Raw genomic sequence first — 15,261 nt, 5'->3', positions numbered from 1 at the left:
TAAGGTGAGTAAGATAGAGAAAAAGTGGGCTCAAGCCAAGCATTATAAAAGAAAATATAGGTGTGATGTTGATACTTTATTTAGACAATTTAGAGCCTTTCCACTTAACTGTGTAAATTCACTTACATGAATCTCTGAATTCTATGCTCAAACTCGATAGCGAAATAAGGCATAGCCTCATTCCAATATTTAACAGGCATAGACCATTTTTTAGTCAAATAATCTATAGCCAAGTACAAAGATTTGAAAACAGAGTCATCTTTAGGAAATAGCTTTTTATTCTTAATGACTTTCCTAAACTGGCTATTAAGCGATTCAATCGCATTAGTAGTGTAAATAACTTTACGAATTTTTGGAGGATATTGCAAGAATACAGTTAAATTATCCCAATTATTTATCCATGACTTTGAAATTAAAGGATATTTAGTATCATATTTATTTGCAAAGTTATCAAGCTCAGATTGAGCTATTGCAATGGTATCAGCATCATATATTTTCTTTAACTCTCTAGCTACCTCTTTCTTGTCTTTATATGGCACATACTTAAGACTATTACGAATTTGATGAACGATACAAAGCTGATGCTTTGTCTCAGGGTATATAGCTTGTATAGCATCAGACATGCCTTTTAAATTATCAGTACATGCTATAAATATATCCTGTAAGCCTCTATTCTTTAATTCAGTAAAAACACTAAGCCAATATTTAGCACCTTCATTTTGACTGATCCAAAGACCTAATACATCCTTATGACCAGTTAACGATATGCCAAGAGCCACATACACAGCTTTATTAATAATATGCTTGTCTTCTCTAACTTTAACGACTATACAGTCAAAAAACACTATTGGATAAACTGACTCTAAAGGTCTATTTTGCCATGCTTTAACATCATCAATAATAGCTTCTGTAACATCACTTATAAAGCTTGTACTTATCTTTGTATCATATAACTCAAATAACTGTTGTTGGATATCTGTAGTACTCATACCTTTAGCATACAAAGATATAATTTTTTGGTCTAAGCCGTTTATCTTGGTGACTCTTTTGGGAACTATTTGAGGTTCAAAGTCACTATCTCTATCTCGTGGAACTGATATTTCCAAATTACCTGTGTCTGTAGCTAATGTCTTGTTACTATAGCCATTCCTAGCATTTGATGAATTAGTCCTTTGGTGTTTTGAATAACCAAGATGACTATTCATTTCTGCATCTAGTGCTTTTTCTAATAATCGTTTTGTTAGTTGCTTTAGCAAACCATCTTTCTCAAACATTTGATTAATATCAACACCTGAATCTATTATTTGATCTGCAATAGCTGTGTAAATATCTTCTGACTTCTTATTCTTAGACATTGTTTCTATCCTTAATATTTCGCTAGAAATAATCTAGCAGGTTAATTAAGAATTTACACATTTATTTGGAAAGTCCCATTTATGTGACTAAAATATAGTGATTTATCTATATCAGTACAACCTCATAGTCAACATCACTTTTTAATAATGCCTTACGTCCAGGCAATGAGAATTGCCCATCTTTAATCAGAGTATCTTCAACCCAGCGTATATTACGATAACAAGCACTTTCACTTAGACCATAGCTGCGTGAAATATGAAAATATGTTCTATATTCGCGTAAATATTCCAGCGCCATAAGCAGCCTATCTTCTATAGACAATTTATTCGGCTTGCCTCCTTTTGCTTTTAGTTGGAATTGCGCTTCATTTAATATCATTGTCATGACAGTAAAAGTAGTGCGTTTAACTCCTGTAAGTCTACGAAATCCTTCTGGTGACTCATCTTTAATCTGCTCAAATTTCATCAACACCATTCCAATAAAAATAAAAAGTTTAACCAATTCAGCAAGTTATGCAAGAGGTCTATTTATCTTAAATTGCTCATAAGCAAGGGCTAGCTGTGAAATTAAACTATTTACTCAACGGTCTTAATAAGTTTACTAAAAATTATGCCGTATAGCGTAAGTTTTAATAATTAGAAAATGTGTAGTTTATGGCTAACTCACTCTAAAACTAACATGTCAAAAACCATCTATACCTTATCAAATTCACCTTCTATGAAAAAGCATCCTTAATTTGTACTATCAATTTGATGAGATAACATCACAACGGAGGACGTATTGTATGGTGGAAACAAGAAGTAATGGAAATAATAAAAATAATAAAAATAAAGCTTCCTTTCATAAGAAAACACTTAATAAATATTTTCCTTCTAAAAAAATGACAACAGGAATTAAAAGTTCCCAGTTTGCTACTAGACCCCATCAACAAACATTAAATTTACATAGGCAATATTCTACAGATAGTATTGTAGAAGAACATGACGGTATAAATATAACAAGTCGTCCTATGACGGCATGGAATCGCCAACACTTAGGCAACTCTTTTGACCAATCTCTTATAAGCAATAGTCCTCAATCTAGAGATTGTGAAGTTTCAATAGGGGTAGTAAGTACTGAAGCGGTTCCAAACTTCGCTAATAGCAGTTGGGGCAAATTTGAAAAAAAAGATTCTAGTGTATTAGATATTAAGAATAGGAGATTAGAAACTCCGCGAGTTAATATGCCATTTAATAGTAGCCTTACAAAACCCGTGTTAATTGAACAAAAAAATTTAGCTGGTATTGAAAGCCTGCTGAATACTCTTTTTCACAGTCACAATACCCCAGAAAATATTGTTTTCATTGAGACTAATCCAGATCTGCTTCCTGATAGAATCAAGGTTAAGCCTAATATGAATGAATATACTTTCAGCAAATTTGCTACCATTAAAAATAGTGATAGCAGACAAAGCATGACCTCTTATGAACGTATAGATTGTGAAGGTTGGACAAAACATAACATTATAGAAACCCAGGTTGATAATATTAAGACTAGTTTTATAGCTATAGAATCCAGGTTCATAGACACACTATTTCCAAACAAAATATATGTGTTTATAGAATTGATCGCTCATATTCCAAATAAATTAAAGGATAACCCTAACAAAGTTTTTTATCATATTAAGGATGAGGTATGCCAAAAGATTAGGAATGGCCAGTCTTGCAAAGGTGTTATCTATCCTAATTTCTGGAATCCTGCCACGCTTAATTTACCAGTTTATTGCGATGAAGAAAGGATTATAGTCAGAGTTTCTGGTGATACTAACTTTAAGAAAGAATATCAAACTTTTGGTGCAGGAACCTTTAAAGGGTATGGTATTACGAACACCTCTCCTTATTTTAATACTTTTAAAGGGTCTGGAGCTGATGATAATGTTTTCATGCAAGCGATGAAGCTCATGCATAGTAATCATTATGCGCCACGTCAGGCAAATTTACTCCAGCCTGTCACAGCAAGACAAGGAGTATTAAGTGGAGGGAAATTAGGAATAGACCACCCTAGTTTTAACGTAACAGCCACTGTTAGTGGTCTTAAGAGAATAAAGCAGGTGGGAGGTGTTTGGGAAATAGTTTAAGAGTTAAAAAATATTATTTTTCTATTTCTCTTTTTTTATCTATCTTGCTAGCAACGTAGCAGCCAGCACTAGTTGCTAAAAACGCTGATATTATCCATGCTAAATAATACATATATTTTCTCCTTTATTTAGTACATTTCTAAAGAATTAGCTTTAATTTCTTCGGCAGTTGTTCTGCGACCATTAGCCCACATTTTTTTATACACAAAGAATGTATAGCTAAAGATGATGGGTAGGATTATCACTGCAGCACACAAAATACCTATTAAAGAAGTTTGACTACTACTAGCGTTCCAGATTGTTAAGCTATATTGATGCACACCAACATTAGATACCATGATAAATGGGAATAGTGTAAATCCAACAGTTAATATAGCACCTAATATAGAAGCCGTACTTGCTAGAAACGCAAATCCATCTTTATCTTGTTTGTTAAATTTAATTACAAGCAAGGCACCAACTACAGCTAATATCGGAGCAAACCACATCCAAATATGTGCATGGTTAAAATTATAATACCAAGAATCGTTAGTAGATACAGTACCAGATGTGAAAGGGTGATGCAGAGCATCAGACATATTTACTAAGTTTGCATTTGGGGTATATTGATAACCAGGGATAAAAGTAATCCAGATACCAGCTATTATAAATATTAGTATATAAGTCATAGCTGATACGTTAGTTACTTTTCTAAATCTATCTCTTAATGTACCCGCGGTTCTTAATTTTGCGTAAGCTGAACCATGCATAAGAGTCATGATTAAAGCAAATACACCAAATAACAAAGCAAAAGGTGATAATAGGTGAAGCAACGTAATCCACATAGATTGGTATTGTCCATTCACTATTGTACCATAAGTTAATCTTGCTGTGTCATCATAAGCTATAGGAAACCCTAGATACAAATTACCAATAGCAACTCCCATTACAACAATAGGAATTACACTACCTAAAACTAGCATCCAGTCCCAGAAATTCTTCCATTTTTGGTTATTGACTTTTTTTCTGTATTCAAAAGCTGGCGGTCTTAGGAATAATCCCCATAACACCACTAAAATCGCAATATATAAGCCAGAGAAACTAGTAGCATATACTTGAGGCCATATTGCAAAAATTGCTCCTCCTGCTGTGATAAACCAAACCTGGCTTCCATCCCAAGTAGGACCAACAATGTTTATAATAGCTCTTTTTTCATAGTCATCTTTGCCTACAAATTTAGCTAGAATTCCTACACCAAAATCAAAACCAACTGTAGCAGCTACTAAAAATATCAAAACTCCTACAACTAGCCAAGAGATAACTTGTAAAATATCTAATAACATTTATTTACCTCTCCTTATTTATCTTGTTTGTTTTGTTCAAAATGATATTTACCAGTTCCTAGTGAACTAGGGCCAAGTTTGGCATATTTGAACATTAAAAATAGTAATACAGCAAATAAAGCAGTATCTATTAGTAAGAAGATCGCCATAGATGTTGCTATATCTATAGAAGTTAAAGCAGATGAGCTAATACTAGTAGGTAATTCATTGTATACTGTCCAAGGTTGGCGTCCATGTTCTGTTACATACCATCCTGCTAAACATGCTATAAATGGTAAAGGTATTGACCATGTCATAATCCTTAAAGTAAACCTAGTAAAGGCGTTGCTAGTTAGAATGTTTCTAATTAGTAAGATTAGACCAACTATTATCAACCCAAACATAAAGAACCCTATAAATACCATTACCCTGAAACTCCAAAAAACACTAGCAACGTCAGGAACCATGTTTGTAGCAACTGATTTAACTAGCTCTGAGTCATTAGCAGCTTTAGCGATAGTTGTAGAATCAGCTACACCATATTTTTCTGTAGCTGCTTGTGTTAACATTTTACCAAAACCGATATATCTTTGATATTCAGGGTTATTGTAATATTTATAGTTACTGTTTGGTTTATCATCGTTGTGACCAGATTCTCTCCATTTTAGAAGATCTGCATAAGCTAAACCACCTTGTTTTATCATTACTAAAGCAGAAGGGACTTTTTCATAAATACTTGGGTTAGCAGCGGCTTCTTCCGGAGAAACACCAGCAGTTATGCCAGTTTTTATATTTCTGTAGTAAGCAAAGTTTGGATCTCTAGAGCCATTAGCTGTCATTTTCCCGTATAATATTGCTTTAACGCCAGGGATTTGTACATCTGTAGAGTGAGTTGCTATCAATCCCAATACAGCTGGAATTTCGACAGCGTAATTGTTTTTTTGTTCTTTTTGGCTTGGTAAAGCTACAGCATTAAATGCAGCAGGAGCCTTTGATGTTTCCCATTCTGCTTCGATAGCAGCCATTTTTAATGGTTGTACTTTAAAAACATCAACACCGTTTGCATCACCAAAAAGTATCGCAACGATACATGTCACTAAGCCAAAGCCAAGTCCTATACCTAGAGATCTTTTAGCAAAAGCTAGATCGCGACCTCTAATTATATAGTATGCACTAATTCCTACAACAAACATTGCTGCAGTAGTATAACCAGCAGTCATTACATGACCAAAGTTGGTTTGAGCAGTATGATTTAAAAATACATCTAATAAACTAACAGTTTCCATTCTCATAGTTGACGCTACAAACTCAGAACCAACAGGGTGTTGCATGTACCCGTTTGCTACTAAGATTAAAAGAGCTGAGAAGCTTGATCCTATAGCCATACAAAAAGTAGCTAATAAATGCTGTCTTTTTGATAGCTTATCCCAGCCAAAGAAAAACAACCCAGCAAAAGTCGACTCAAGCATAAATGCAGCAAGCCCTTCGATAGCTAGAGGTGTACCAAAAATATCACCTACGGATTGAGAGTAGTAAGACCAGTTAGTACCAAATTCAAACTCCATAGTAAGTCCTGTAATGATACCTAAGGCAAAGTTTATTCCGAGTAATTTACCCCAAAACTTTACCATGTCTTTGTAAACTTCCTTTCCTGTTCTTATATACATAAGCTCCATAGTGAATATGATCCACGTTAAACCTAATGTTAAAGGTACAAATAAGAAGTGAAATGATGCCGTTAGACCAAACTGCCATCTTGCAAGGTCTACAGACATAAGCGTTGGTAACATATTGTTTTCTCCTTAGTCATTCATTGAAGTAATAATCAAATAAATTGATTTTTTATTAAAAATTGGAGGAAGAAAAAATAGGCTTAGCTTGGTTGTAGTCACTTTTTCTAACCTAAAAACCTAAGCTTGCATGTGGTTACCAACCTCACCCTAGCTTAGGTTAAAAAAGTACGCTCAAATTGTAACACAATAGTTAACAAAATCAAAAAAATAAATTTCACTCAAAGCCTTTATTTTCAATGGTTTGAGTATACCAAATTGGTATAGTTTAATTTAAGAAAATAAGCTTTATGAGCACAGTATTTTGTGGTTATGGATTAATGAGTTGGCAATTAAATTCTCTTTGTAACTTATGAGTAAATGAGCTCTCGTTAAATTCTTTTTTATCTATTTTTAGGTAAATTGTTTCCTCATCTGGACAAACTATTGACTCATAAACACCTTTTTCTTTAAGGAGAAATTTTTCTAATTGATCTTTGATTTCAGATACATGGCAGTTTAGTTTATAAATTTTTGAGTTTAAGTAAGTTGGTTCAGCCATAACTAGAGAAATTATTAACCATGAAAGCGCTAATAGGATACAAAGTACTAATACTCCTAGGATTCCAAAGTGATGAAAAATAATTCCTCCTAAAGTACCTCCTATAAAAATACCGAAAAACTGACAACTGGAGAAAATCCCCATAGCAGTGCCCTTACTGCCAGCAGGGGCAATTTTAGATACTAATGATGGTAAGCATGATTCTAAGAAAGTAAAAGCTGCAAAAAAGAAGATAAGTATAGTACTTACTACAAGAGTTTGACTATATCCAAACACTAGGCTTGTTAAACATATTGCCAGTAGAGCTATTGCTAATATAAAATACTTCCTCATTTTACGTTTAACTTCAGCAATCATAACAAATGGGAACATCATGAAAAATGATATTATTAAAACAGGCAAGTATATTATCCATTGGTAGTTGGTTGGGATTTGTAAAATATTTGTTAAGATAGTTGGAATTATTATAAAAAGAGCCGTTAAGATGGCGTGTAAACTAAATATACCGTAGTTAAGGCGTAACAGTTCTTGGTGAATGATTACATCTTTGATTAGTCTAAACACTGTCTTAGCTTCATGGTGGAAACTAGGAGTTTTAGGAGTTGGAATTTTGGTTAGCATAAATATTCCAGCTACACCAAATATAGCAGTTAGCCAAAAAATTCCTGATAATCCGATAATGCTATTTAAAATAGAGCTAAGCATCATCGCCACTATAAAAGAAAATCCAATAGATAGTCCAATCATAGACATTGCTTTAAGACGATTTTCTTCTTTAGTCGTATCAGCAACTAGCGCTGTAAGTGTGCTGCCAATTGCTCCAGCTCCTTGAATAGCTCTACCTATTATAATTCCATAAATACTGGTTGAATAAGCTGATATGATACTTCCTATAATTAAAAGTATTAATCCAAACATTATTATAGGTTTGCGACCAAAGCGGTCAGATAGTATGCTTAAAACAATTTGTAGCATAGCTTGAGTTAGTCCATATATGCCCAGTGCTAAGCCTATTAGAAAAGGGGTAGCATATTGTAGATCGTCAATATACAGGCTAAATATGGGGAATATTATAAATAGTCCTATCATTCTGAAACTATATATTAACGAGATATAAGCGGTTGTTTGAAATTCTTTGTTATACATATAAGATAGTTTTTCTTATAAAAATAAAAGTAAAAATGAGTATAGCTAATAGAGGCTTATAATTAAATAGTGTTTTTTAGGTTTATACTGGAGGAGTTTTTTTAATCAGCTATATTTTTTTCAAACACATTAAATGTAAAATCAAACTCATTTTTATCATCTTTCAGGTATTGTTTTTGACCTATGCGTTTATATTTTGATTCATCCCACTTGGGGAAAAATGCATCAAGATCTTTAATCTGTGTATCAACTTCAGTGATATACAATCTATTAGCTAGATTTATAAATTCTTTATATATTTGAGCACCACCAATTATAAATATTTCATAATGAGGTTTAGCTTGTGAGAAATTGATTATTTCTTCTACGCTATGAATAATTAAGCAGTTATCTTGCTTGTAGTTTTTATCTCTAGTTAAAATTATATTCTTACGATTTGGTAGGGGTCTCCCGATAGACTCAAAAGTTTTTCTTCCCATTACAATATAGTTATTCTCGGTTATTTTTTTAAAATTCTTTAAATCTTCAGAAAGCTTCCAAGCCAAAGAGTTTTTTTTACCGATTCCAAAGTTTTTATCGTAAGCAACAATTAGAGAAATCATTTTGGATCTCAGGTTTTTTTAAAAATATGTTTGGTATTGTAGCATTTTACACAATAATTAAATAGCCAAATAGCTTTGTAATTTTTAGTTAAGTTGTGATATGATAGGCGAGCTTGAATGTATTTTTAAGCAGGTATGTATTTAATTTAATAAATCAAGCATCTGTTAAATTATAGTCTATTTCAAGGGGTGTCTTAGGATATTTGAAATAGTTTAGATGCTAGATAATAACCCAAAAGAGGAAAAACAAATGTCATTAATGAAAGATATGTTATCAGCTGGTGTGCATTTTGGACACAAAAAAGCTTTCTGGAACCCGCAAATGAACGAATATATTTTCGGTATTAATCATGGGGTTCATATTATCAACTTAGAAAAAACAGTTCCACTTTTTCAAGATGCTGTAAATTTTATTGGTAAAACAGTAGCTAATGGCGGTAAAGTACTTTTTGTTGGTACTAAAAGACAAGCGCAATCAATAGTTGAAGCTGAAGCTAAAAGATGTGGTATGCCATATGTAAGTCACAGATGGTTAGGCGGGATGCTTACTAACTATAAAACTGTTAGACAATCTATCAAAAGGTTAGCTCAGTTAGAAAAAATGAGAGAAGATGGTACTTTAGAATCTTTAACTAAAAAAGAAATGTTACAGAACTTAAGAACTATCGAAAAGTTAGAGAAAGTCCTTGGTGGTATCAAAGAAATGGGTGGTATTCCTGATGCTATCGTGGTTATCGATAGTAATAAGGAGCACATTGCTATCCAAGAAGCTAAAAAGTTAGGTATCAAAGTTGTAGCTGTAGTAGATACAAACTCTAATCCAGAAGGTATTGACTACATTATTCCAGGTAATGATGATGCGGTTAAATCAATATCTTTTTATATGAGTAAGTTTGCCGATGCTATTATCGACGCTCAAGGTTTAGATAGAGCTATAGCAGCAAAGACTGAAGAAACTACAGAAGCAAAAGAAGACTGATAGGAGCTAAAGCAATGTCAAATATTTCTGCTAAATTAGTAAAGGAACTTAGAGAAAGAACAGGTGCAGGCATGATGGAGTGTAAGAAAGCTCTTGTTGCTACAAATGGGGATATTGAAAAAGCTGCTGAAGAAATGAGAATTTCTGGTCAGGCAAAAGCTGATAAGAAGGCGTCTCGTATTGCTGCTGAAGGTGTTATAGAAGCTTATGCTGCTGATGGTAAAGCAATACTACTTGAGATTAATTCAGAAACAGACTTTGTTGCTAGAGATGAAAGTTTTAAAACTTTTGCTAAAGAAGCTGTTAAGGCTGCTCATACTGCAAACGCGCAGAATATAGAAGAAGTTTTAACTGCTAAGCTTTCCGTGCATAAAGAAACAGTAGAAGAAGCAAGAAAATCACTAATTGCAAAAATTGGTGAAAATATTCAAGTTCGTAGAGTAAAAACTATAGAGGCTCCTACATTAGGATCATATGTTCATAGTGGTAAAATAGGTGTTGTAGTTGCTCTAGAAGGTGGTGATGAAGAGCTTGCTAAAGATATAGCTATGCATGTTGCTGCTGTAAACCCTATGGTTGTTTCAGGTGATGAAGTTCCTGCTGATGTTGTGGCTAAAGAAAAAGAAATTTTCACGGCTCAAGCAAAAGAAAGTGGTAAGCCTATGGAGATCATTGAAAAAATGATTGAAGGAAGAATTCGTAAATTCTTAGATGAGGTTGCTCTTTTAGGTCAAGCTTTCGTGAAGGATCCTAGTATCAAGGTTGAAAAACTAGTTAAAGATAAGGGTGCAAGAGTGCTTGGCTTTATCCGTTTAGACGTTGGCGAAGGTATCGAGAAAAAAGAAGAAGATTTCGCAACAGAGGTAATGAACCAAATCAAAGGTTAATTTTTATGTCTAGCGATTCGTCAGAATATTCTAAAATAACTCCGAAGTTTAAGCGCATTTTGCTCAAACTTAGTGGAGAGTCTTTATCTACAGATCATGGTTTTGGTATAAGCGTTGAAGCTGCACAGCCTATTTTAAATCAGATTAAAATTCTTATCCAGCTAGGCGTTGGGTTAGCTATAGTTGTCGGAGGGGGTAATATCTTACGTGGTGGTAGAGCTAACTTTGGCGATAAAATTAGAAGAACTACAGCTGATTCTATGGGTATGATAGCAACTATGATAAATGCTTTGGCATTACGTGATATGCTTATGTCAGAGGGTTTAGAAGTTGATGTTTTCTCTGCAAGAGGTGTTGATGGGCTACTTAAGGTTGCTAGTGCACATGAGTATAATCAAGCATTAGATGCTGGTAAGATAGTTATATTTGCTGGTGGAACTGGTAACCCTTTTGTTACTACAGATAGTTCAGCTAGCCTTAGGGCTATTGAGATAAATGCAGATGCATTACTTAAGGCCACTACAGTTGATGGTATTTATGATAAAGACCCGAATAAGCATCCAAATGCTAAACGTTTTGAGAGAGTTAGCTTTGAAGAGGTTGTGCGTGAGGAGTTGTGTGTAATGGATTTAGGAGCTTTTACTCAGTGTAGAGATTTTAATATACCTATTTACGTATTTGACTTAGGTCAGCCATATGCTTTACTTGATGCTGTAACTGATTCTAAGTATGGTACTTGGGTAACTTTAAATTAAGGAAAATTTTATGATAAATGACGTTATAAGGGATGCAGAAGCTAGAATGACTAAATCACTAGATGTTTTAGCGGATGATTTAGCAAAAATTAGAACAGGAAGAGCACATCCTGACATTTTGGCTCATATCACTATAGATTACTATGGTGTTGAAACACCAATTTCACAGGCTGCTAATATAACTGTTTTAGATGCCAGAACGTTGGGGATTGCACCTTGGGAAAAAGGATTGGCTTCTAAAATTGAAAAAGCTATTTTGACTTCTGATCTTGGGCTTAACCCAGCTAATTTAGGTGATAGTCTTAGAATTCCAATGCCAGCTTTAAATGAGGAGAGAAGAAAAGAGCTTGTTAAGCTTGTTAAATCAGAGACAGAAAACGGCAGAATTTCTATTAGAAATATTCGTCGTGACGCTAACGGCGATATCAAAGAGCTGCTTAAAGAAAAGCAAATTACAGAAGATGAAGCTAAAAGAGCAGAAGATAGTATCCAGAAGCTTACTGATAAAATGGTAGCTCAAGCTGACGCTATGGCAGCTAAAAAAGAACAAGACTTAATGTCTGTTTAAATTCTTAATTCCTGAATAAAGCTTGTATTTGCAACTGTTCTTTCTTATTATTTAGTCAATACATCATGTTAACAAAATATATTTATGACTTTGGCTGAGAATAGCGCTCTAAAACATGTTGCCATAATTATGGACGGTAATGGTAGGTGGGCAAGAAAAAAGCTTAAGCCAAGGGTTTTTGGTCATAAGAGTTCAATAGCAAGTGTTGATGCTGTGATAGAGTATTGTGTTGAGAATTCTATACAAGTGCTTACCTTATTTGCTTTTGGTCGCGATAATTGGTCTAGACCGCCTCAAGAGGTTTCGGATTTGATGGATCTTTTTTATAAAACACTGAAAGATAAAGCTCCAAAGCTTGATAAAAATAACATTGTCCTTAAAGTAGTTGGTGATAGATCAAGATTGTCTAAAAAATTGCTGGAAAAGATAGTTCAAAGTGAGGATCTAACCAAAGGCAATACAGGTCTAGAACTTAGGATAGCTATTGATTACTCAGGCAGTTGGGATATTGTAAATGCAGCAAAAGCTTTTGCTAAAGATGTGGTTTTAAGTGGTTTATCTCCAGATGATCTAGATAGCAATTCTTTTGAAAAATACTTAATTGGTGGAACGCTGCCTATAGATTTGCTTATTCGCACCAGTGGAGAGGTTAGGCTTAGTGATTTTATGTTGTGGCAATTAGCATATGCTGAAATGTATTTTACGGATGTGATGTGGCCAGATTTTTCCAAAAAGGAAATGCAACAAGCGGTAGATTATTTTCATTCCCGTCAGCGAAGATTTGGCAAGAGTTTAGAGCATATTTAAGGTTTTTTTATAGATAAGAGGATAGTATGAAAGAGAGAATATTAACAGGTATAGTATTAGTTACGATTGTGTTTGGTTTTTTACTTTGCGCATCGGATTATTTATTTGGTGTGGGAGTTTTTTTGGTGTCTATACTGGCAGCCTATGAATGGCTGAAGCTTGCAAAAACCCCAGAAGATGATATGGTGAGAAATTTAATAGTGTTTTCTGCGACAACGTTTTTGGTTTCTAGTTTCTTTGTATATTTGCAATTTTTATTTCCATTGTTTTGGCTATATGCAATATTTAAGTTAAATCAGTATGAAAGACAAAAAATAGATACTCTAACTACTAACCAGATGCTTTTTATGGGACTTTTTGTTGTTTCTCCTTTTTGTGCAAGTTTGTACGTGTTGCATAGTAATGGTGTGGCTTGGATATTTATGTTTATACTGGTAATTGCTGCGGCTGATAGTGTGGCTTATTTTACTGGTAAAGCTATTGGTAAGAAAAAGATGTTACCACGCTTAAGTCCAAATAAAACAATAGAAGGTTTATTGGGTGGGCTTATAGGTGCAATCGTTGTTGCGGTAGTATTTTTGTTCTTTATGGATTTGAGCGTTGTGCAGTATTTATTTATGGTTGTGGTTTTAGCTGTTGTTGCTGCAGTATCTGTCATAGGCGATGTCTTTGAAAGTATGATGAAGCGTATTGCTGGTGTAAAAGATAGTGGCAATATTTTACCGGGACACGGTGGGATACTTGATAGATTAGATGGTTATATGCCAGCGCTGCCATTATTTGTATTGCTGGGTTATTTGGTTGGAGTTTTTGTTATATAAGGTGCTTTTGTTATGAAAATACAGATTAAAATTTTGGATAAAGAAAATATAAAAGAGGCGCCGGCGTATGGAACGGAAGGTTCAGCAGCAGTTGATTTAAGTGCTTGTATTAAAGAAAAGGTTTTTCTAAAGCCGGGCGAATGCAAGCTTATAGGTACGGGTGTGGCGATAAATATAGCAAACCCTGGCTATGCAGCCTTGATCCTTCCTAGATCTGGATTGGGTCATAAAAAGGGGTTGGTTTTGGGTAATGGGACGGGACTTATAGATTCCGATTATCAGGGTGAGCTAAAGGTTTCTTGTTTTAATAGGTCCCAAGAAACTATAGAGATTGAGCCCCTAATGAGGTTTGCTCAGCTTGTTATCGTGCCAGTTGTGCAGGCAAGATTTGAACTAGTTGAAGAGTTTTCTAATGTGACAAGTAGGGCAGATGGTGGCTTTGGTCATACGGGAGTGTAGATATGTTTTTTAATATTCCTAACATCTTAACTTTTGGACGTTTAGTTTTAATACCTTTTATAGTAATTTGCTATTACTTTGAATTTCCTCACCATCATGGTATTACAGCAACTTTGTTTTTGTTTGGAGCAGCTACTGATTGGTTGGATGGGTATTTAGCACGTAGGTGGCAGCAAACTAGTAAATTAGGAGCATTTCTTGATCCAGTTGCAGATAAGTTAATTGTTGCTACAGCATTATGTTTATTTATTGAGATGTACCCTTATTGGTGGGCGACTATTCCTGCTATTATAATGATATGTAGAGAGATAGTTGTTTCAGCTTTACGTGAGTGGATGGCGGAATTGGGTCAGCGTAGCGTCGTTAAGGTTGGATGCTGGGGCAAAGTTAAAACCACGGCACAAATGGCAGCATTATTTATATTCCTTATCAAGCCTGCTATAAATTTTGACTATCAAGTGGATTATGCAAGTTTTAATACTTGGTTTATATTTTTGGGGTTTTTAATGTTATACATAGCAGTCATTCTGACAATTTATTCTATGTGTAACTATTTGTATCTGGCTTTTAAGTCAGTTTTTGGTACTGCAAAAGAGTAGGATTTTTCTTTTATTTTATTTGTTTTTTTGTTATTATTGTCGTCTAATGCCATTTTTGTGTAAAAGTGGGATTAAGAATTTACATAAAATTTAAAACTGATAATAAAAAAACGGAGAATAATAACTAATGGCAACTATAAATCAGTTGGTGAACAACCCTCGCAAGAGATCGGTTGTTAAGTCTAAGGTTCCTGCGTTGAAGGCTTGTCCTCAAAGAAGGGGTGTGTGTACAAGGGTTTATACTACAACTCCTAAGAAGCCTAACTCAGCACTTAGAAAAGTTGCTCGTGTGAGATTAACGAGTGGTTTTGAGGTAACAAGTTACATTGGTGGTGAAGGTCACAACCTACAGGAGCACAGTGTAGTGCTAATCAGAGGTGGTAGGGTTAAAGACTTGCCAGGTGTTCGTTACCATATTGTTAGGGGTGCTTTAGACACTTCAGGTGTTAATAATCGTAAGCATGGCCGTTCTAAGTATGGTACAAAGCGTCCTAAATCTTAGTTTGTGTTTTAACTTTAATTTAAAAAGGTGTA

Annotated in this window: 16 protein-coding genes and 1 pseudogene; 10 read left to right on the top strand and 7 right to left on the bottom strand. The window is 34.3% G+C overall.

Annotation, left to right across the window (positions count from 1 at the left end; genetic code table 11):
- Positions 1–122 precede the first annotated feature (122 nt).
- Both E3E15_RS07125 and E3E15_RS07120 read right to left on the bottom strand, forming a co-directional pair.
- Complete coding sequence (locus E3E15_RS07125; protein ID WP_172106156.1) at positions 123–1,355, bottom strand: IS256 family transposase; 1,233 nt, start codon at positions 1,353–1,355, stop codon at positions 123–125.
- A gap of 109 nt (positions 1,356–1,464) precedes the next feature.
- Positions 1,465–1,821: pseudogene (locus E3E15_RS07120) on the bottom strand (transposase family protein); the annotation flags it as partial.
- 319 nt (positions 1,822–2,140) lie between these two features.
- Here E3E15_RS07120 and E3E15_RS07115 point away from each other — a divergent pair.
- Entirely contained in the window at positions 2,141–3,472 is a 1,332-nt protein-coding gene (locus tag E3E15_RS07115) for a hypothetical protein (protein ID WP_172107100.1), read from the top strand.
- 13 nt (positions 3,473–3,485) lie between these two features.
- Here E3E15_RS07115 and E3E15_RS07110 read toward each other — a convergent pair whose 3' ends face one another.
- The 5 genes from E3E15_RS07110 to E3E15_RS07090 all read right to left on the bottom strand — a co-directional run bounded on the left by E3E15_RS07110 (position 3,486) and on the right by E3E15_RS07090 (position 8,852).
- The gene (locus E3E15_RS07110) at positions 3,486–3,584 is read right to left on the bottom strand and encodes a cytochrome bd oxidase small subunit, CydX/CbdX family (protein WP_081835929.1); all 99 of its coding nucleotides are present in this window, start codon (positions 3,582–3,584) and stop codon (positions 3,486–3,488) included.
- 16 nt (positions 3,585–3,600) lie between these two features.
- Positions 3,601–4,794, bottom strand: coding sequence for a cytochrome d ubiquinol oxidase subunit II (cydB, locus tag E3E15_RS07105; RefSeq protein ID WP_172107099.1), 1,194 nt, complete (start codon positions 4,792–4,794; stop codon positions 3,601–3,603).
- A gap of 14 nt (positions 4,795–4,808) precedes the next feature.
- A complete protein-coding gene (locus E3E15_RS07100) occupies positions 4,809–6,563 on the bottom strand; it encodes a cytochrome ubiquinol oxidase subunit I (protein ID WP_172107098.1) in 1,755 nt (584 codons plus the stop codon).
- Positions 6,564–6,873: 310 nt separating this feature from the next.
- Positions 6,874–8,250, bottom strand: coding sequence for an MFS transporter (locus tag E3E15_RS07095; protein WP_172107097.1), 1,377 nt, complete (start codon positions 8,248–8,250; stop codon positions 6,874–6,876).
- Between the two features lie 101 nt (positions 8,251–8,351).
- Positions 8,352–8,852: a dihydrofolate reductase gene (locus E3E15_RS07090; RefSeq protein WP_172107096.1), complete on the bottom strand. Its 501-nt coding sequence runs from the start codon at positions 8,850–8,852 to the stop codon at positions 8,352–8,354.
- 250 nt (positions 8,853–9,102) lie between these two features.
- Between E3E15_RS07090 and rpsB the strand changes: the two genes are divergently transcribed.
- The 9 genes from rpsB to rpsL all read left to right on the top strand — a co-directional run bounded on the left by rpsB (position 9,103) and on the right by rpsL (position 15,229).
- The gene (gene rpsB / locus E3E15_RS07085) at positions 9,103–9,831 is read left to right on the top strand and encodes a 30S ribosomal protein S2 (RefSeq protein ID WP_172107095.1); all 729 of its coding nucleotides are present in this window, start codon (positions 9,103–9,105) and stop codon (positions 9,829–9,831) included.
- Positions 9,832–9,845: 14 nt separating this feature from the next.
- On the top strand, positions 9,846–10,718 hold the full coding sequence (gene tsf, locus E3E15_RS07080) for a translation elongation factor Ts (protein ID WP_035720311.1): 873 nt from the start codon (positions 9,846–9,848) through the stop codon (positions 10,716–10,718).
- Positions 10,719–10,723: 5 nt separating this feature from the next.
- Entirely contained in the window at positions 10,724–11,473 is a 750-nt protein-coding gene (pyrH, locus tag E3E15_RS07075) for a UMP kinase (RefSeq protein ID WP_172107094.1), read from the top strand.
- A gap of 10 nt (positions 11,474–11,483) precedes the next feature.
- Positions 11,484–12,041: a ribosome recycling factor gene (frr, locus tag E3E15_RS07070; protein ID WP_172107093.1), complete on the top strand. Its 558-nt coding sequence runs from the start codon at positions 11,484–11,486 to the stop codon at positions 12,039–12,041.
- Positions 12,042–12,125: 84 nt separating this feature from the next.
- A complete protein-coding gene (gene uppS, locus E3E15_RS07065; RefSeq protein ID WP_172107092.1) occupies positions 12,126–12,848 on the top strand; it encodes a polyprenyl diphosphate synthase in 723 nt (240 codons plus the stop codon).
- Between the two features lie 26 nt (positions 12,849–12,874).
- Positions 12,875–13,669, top strand: a complete 795-nt coding sequence (locus E3E15_RS07060) for a phosphatidate cytidylyltransferase (protein WP_035720306.1) — start codon at positions 12,875–12,877, stop codon at positions 13,667–13,669.
- A 12-nt stretch (positions 13,670–13,681) separates the two neighbouring features.
- Positions 13,682–14,128, top strand: coding sequence for a dUTP diphosphatase (gene dut / locus E3E15_RS07055; RefSeq protein ID WP_172107091.1), 447 nt, complete (start codon positions 13,682–13,684; stop codon positions 14,126–14,128).
- Between the two features lie 2 nt (positions 14,129–14,130).
- Positions 14,131–14,727, top strand: a complete 597-nt coding sequence (gene pgsA / locus E3E15_RS07050; protein ID WP_133941958.1) for a CDP-diacylglycerol--glycerol-3-phosphate 3-phosphatidyltransferase — start codon at positions 14,131–14,133, stop codon at positions 14,725–14,727.
- A 127-nt stretch (positions 14,728–14,854) separates the two neighbouring features.
- Complete coding sequence (gene rpsL / locus E3E15_RS07045; protein ID WP_003035357.1) at positions 14,855–15,229, top strand: 30S ribosomal protein S12; 375 nt, start codon at positions 14,855–14,857, stop codon at positions 15,227–15,229.
- Positions 15,230–15,261: the final 32 nt, after the last annotated feature.

This window comes from Allofrancisella frigidaquae, assembly GCF_012222825.1.
GTDB lineage: Bacteria > Pseudomonadota > Gammaproteobacteria > Francisellales > Francisellaceae > Francisella > Francisella frigidaquae.
This window is presented reverse-complemented; position numbering and strand designations above follow the sequence as displayed.

Coding starts and splice junctions, on each gene's coding strand:
- cydB (WP_172107099.1), bottom strand. CDS start 4,794: ATGTTATTAGATATTTTACAAGTTATCTCTTGGCTAGTTGTAGGAGTT.
- dut (WP_172107091.1), top strand. CDS start 13,682: ATGAAAATACAGATTAAAATTTTGGATAAAGAAAATATAAAAGAGGCG.
- frr (WP_172107093.1), top strand. CDS start 11,484: ATGATAAATGACGTTATAAGGGATGCAGAAGCTAGAATGACTAAATCA.
- pgsA (WP_133941958.1), top strand. CDS start 14,131: ATGTTTTTTAATATTCCTAACATCTTAACTTTTGGACGTTTAGTTTTA.
- E3E15_RS07110 (WP_081835929.1), bottom strand. CDS start 3,584: ATGTATTATTTAGCATGGATAATATCAGCGTTTTTAGCAACTAGTGCT.
- E3E15_RS07125 (WP_172106156.1), bottom strand. CDS start 1,355: ATGTCTAAGAATAAGAAGTCAGAAGATATTTACACAGCTATTGCAGAT.
- pyrH (WP_172107094.1), top strand. CDS start 10,724: ATGTCTAGCGATTCGTCAGAATATTCTAAAATAACTCCGAAGTTTAAG.
- rpsL (WP_003035357.1), top strand. CDS start 14,855: ATGGCAACTATAAATCAGTTGGTGAACAACCCTCGCAAGAGATCGGTT.
- E3E15_RS07100 (WP_172107098.1), bottom strand. CDS start 6,563: ATGTTACCAACGCTTATGTCTGTAGACCTTGCAAGATGGCAGTTTGGT.
- E3E15_RS07115 (WP_172107100.1), top strand. CDS start 2,141: ATGGTGGAAACAAGAAGTAATGGAAATAATAAAAATAATAAAAATAAA.
- E3E15_RS07090 (WP_172107096.1), bottom strand. CDS start 8,852: ATGATTTCTCTAATTGTTGCTTACGATAAAAACTTTGGAATCGGTAAA.
- E3E15_RS07060 (WP_035720306.1), top strand. CDS start 12,875: ATGAAAGAGAGAATATTAACAGGTATAGTATTAGTTACGATTGTGTTT.
- uppS (WP_172107092.1), top strand. CDS start 12,126: ATGACTTTGGCTGAGAATAGCGCTCTAAAACATGTTGCCATAATTATG.
- E3E15_RS07095 (WP_172107097.1), bottom strand. CDS start 8,250: ATGTATAACAAAGAATTTCAAACAACCGCTTATATCTCGTTAATATAT.
- rpsB (WP_172107095.1), top strand. CDS start 9,103: ATGTCATTAATGAAAGATATGTTATCAGCTGGTGTGCATTTTGGACAC.
- tsf (WP_035720311.1), top strand. CDS start 9,846: ATGTCAAATATTTCTGCTAAATTAGTAAAGGAACTTAGAGAAAGAACA.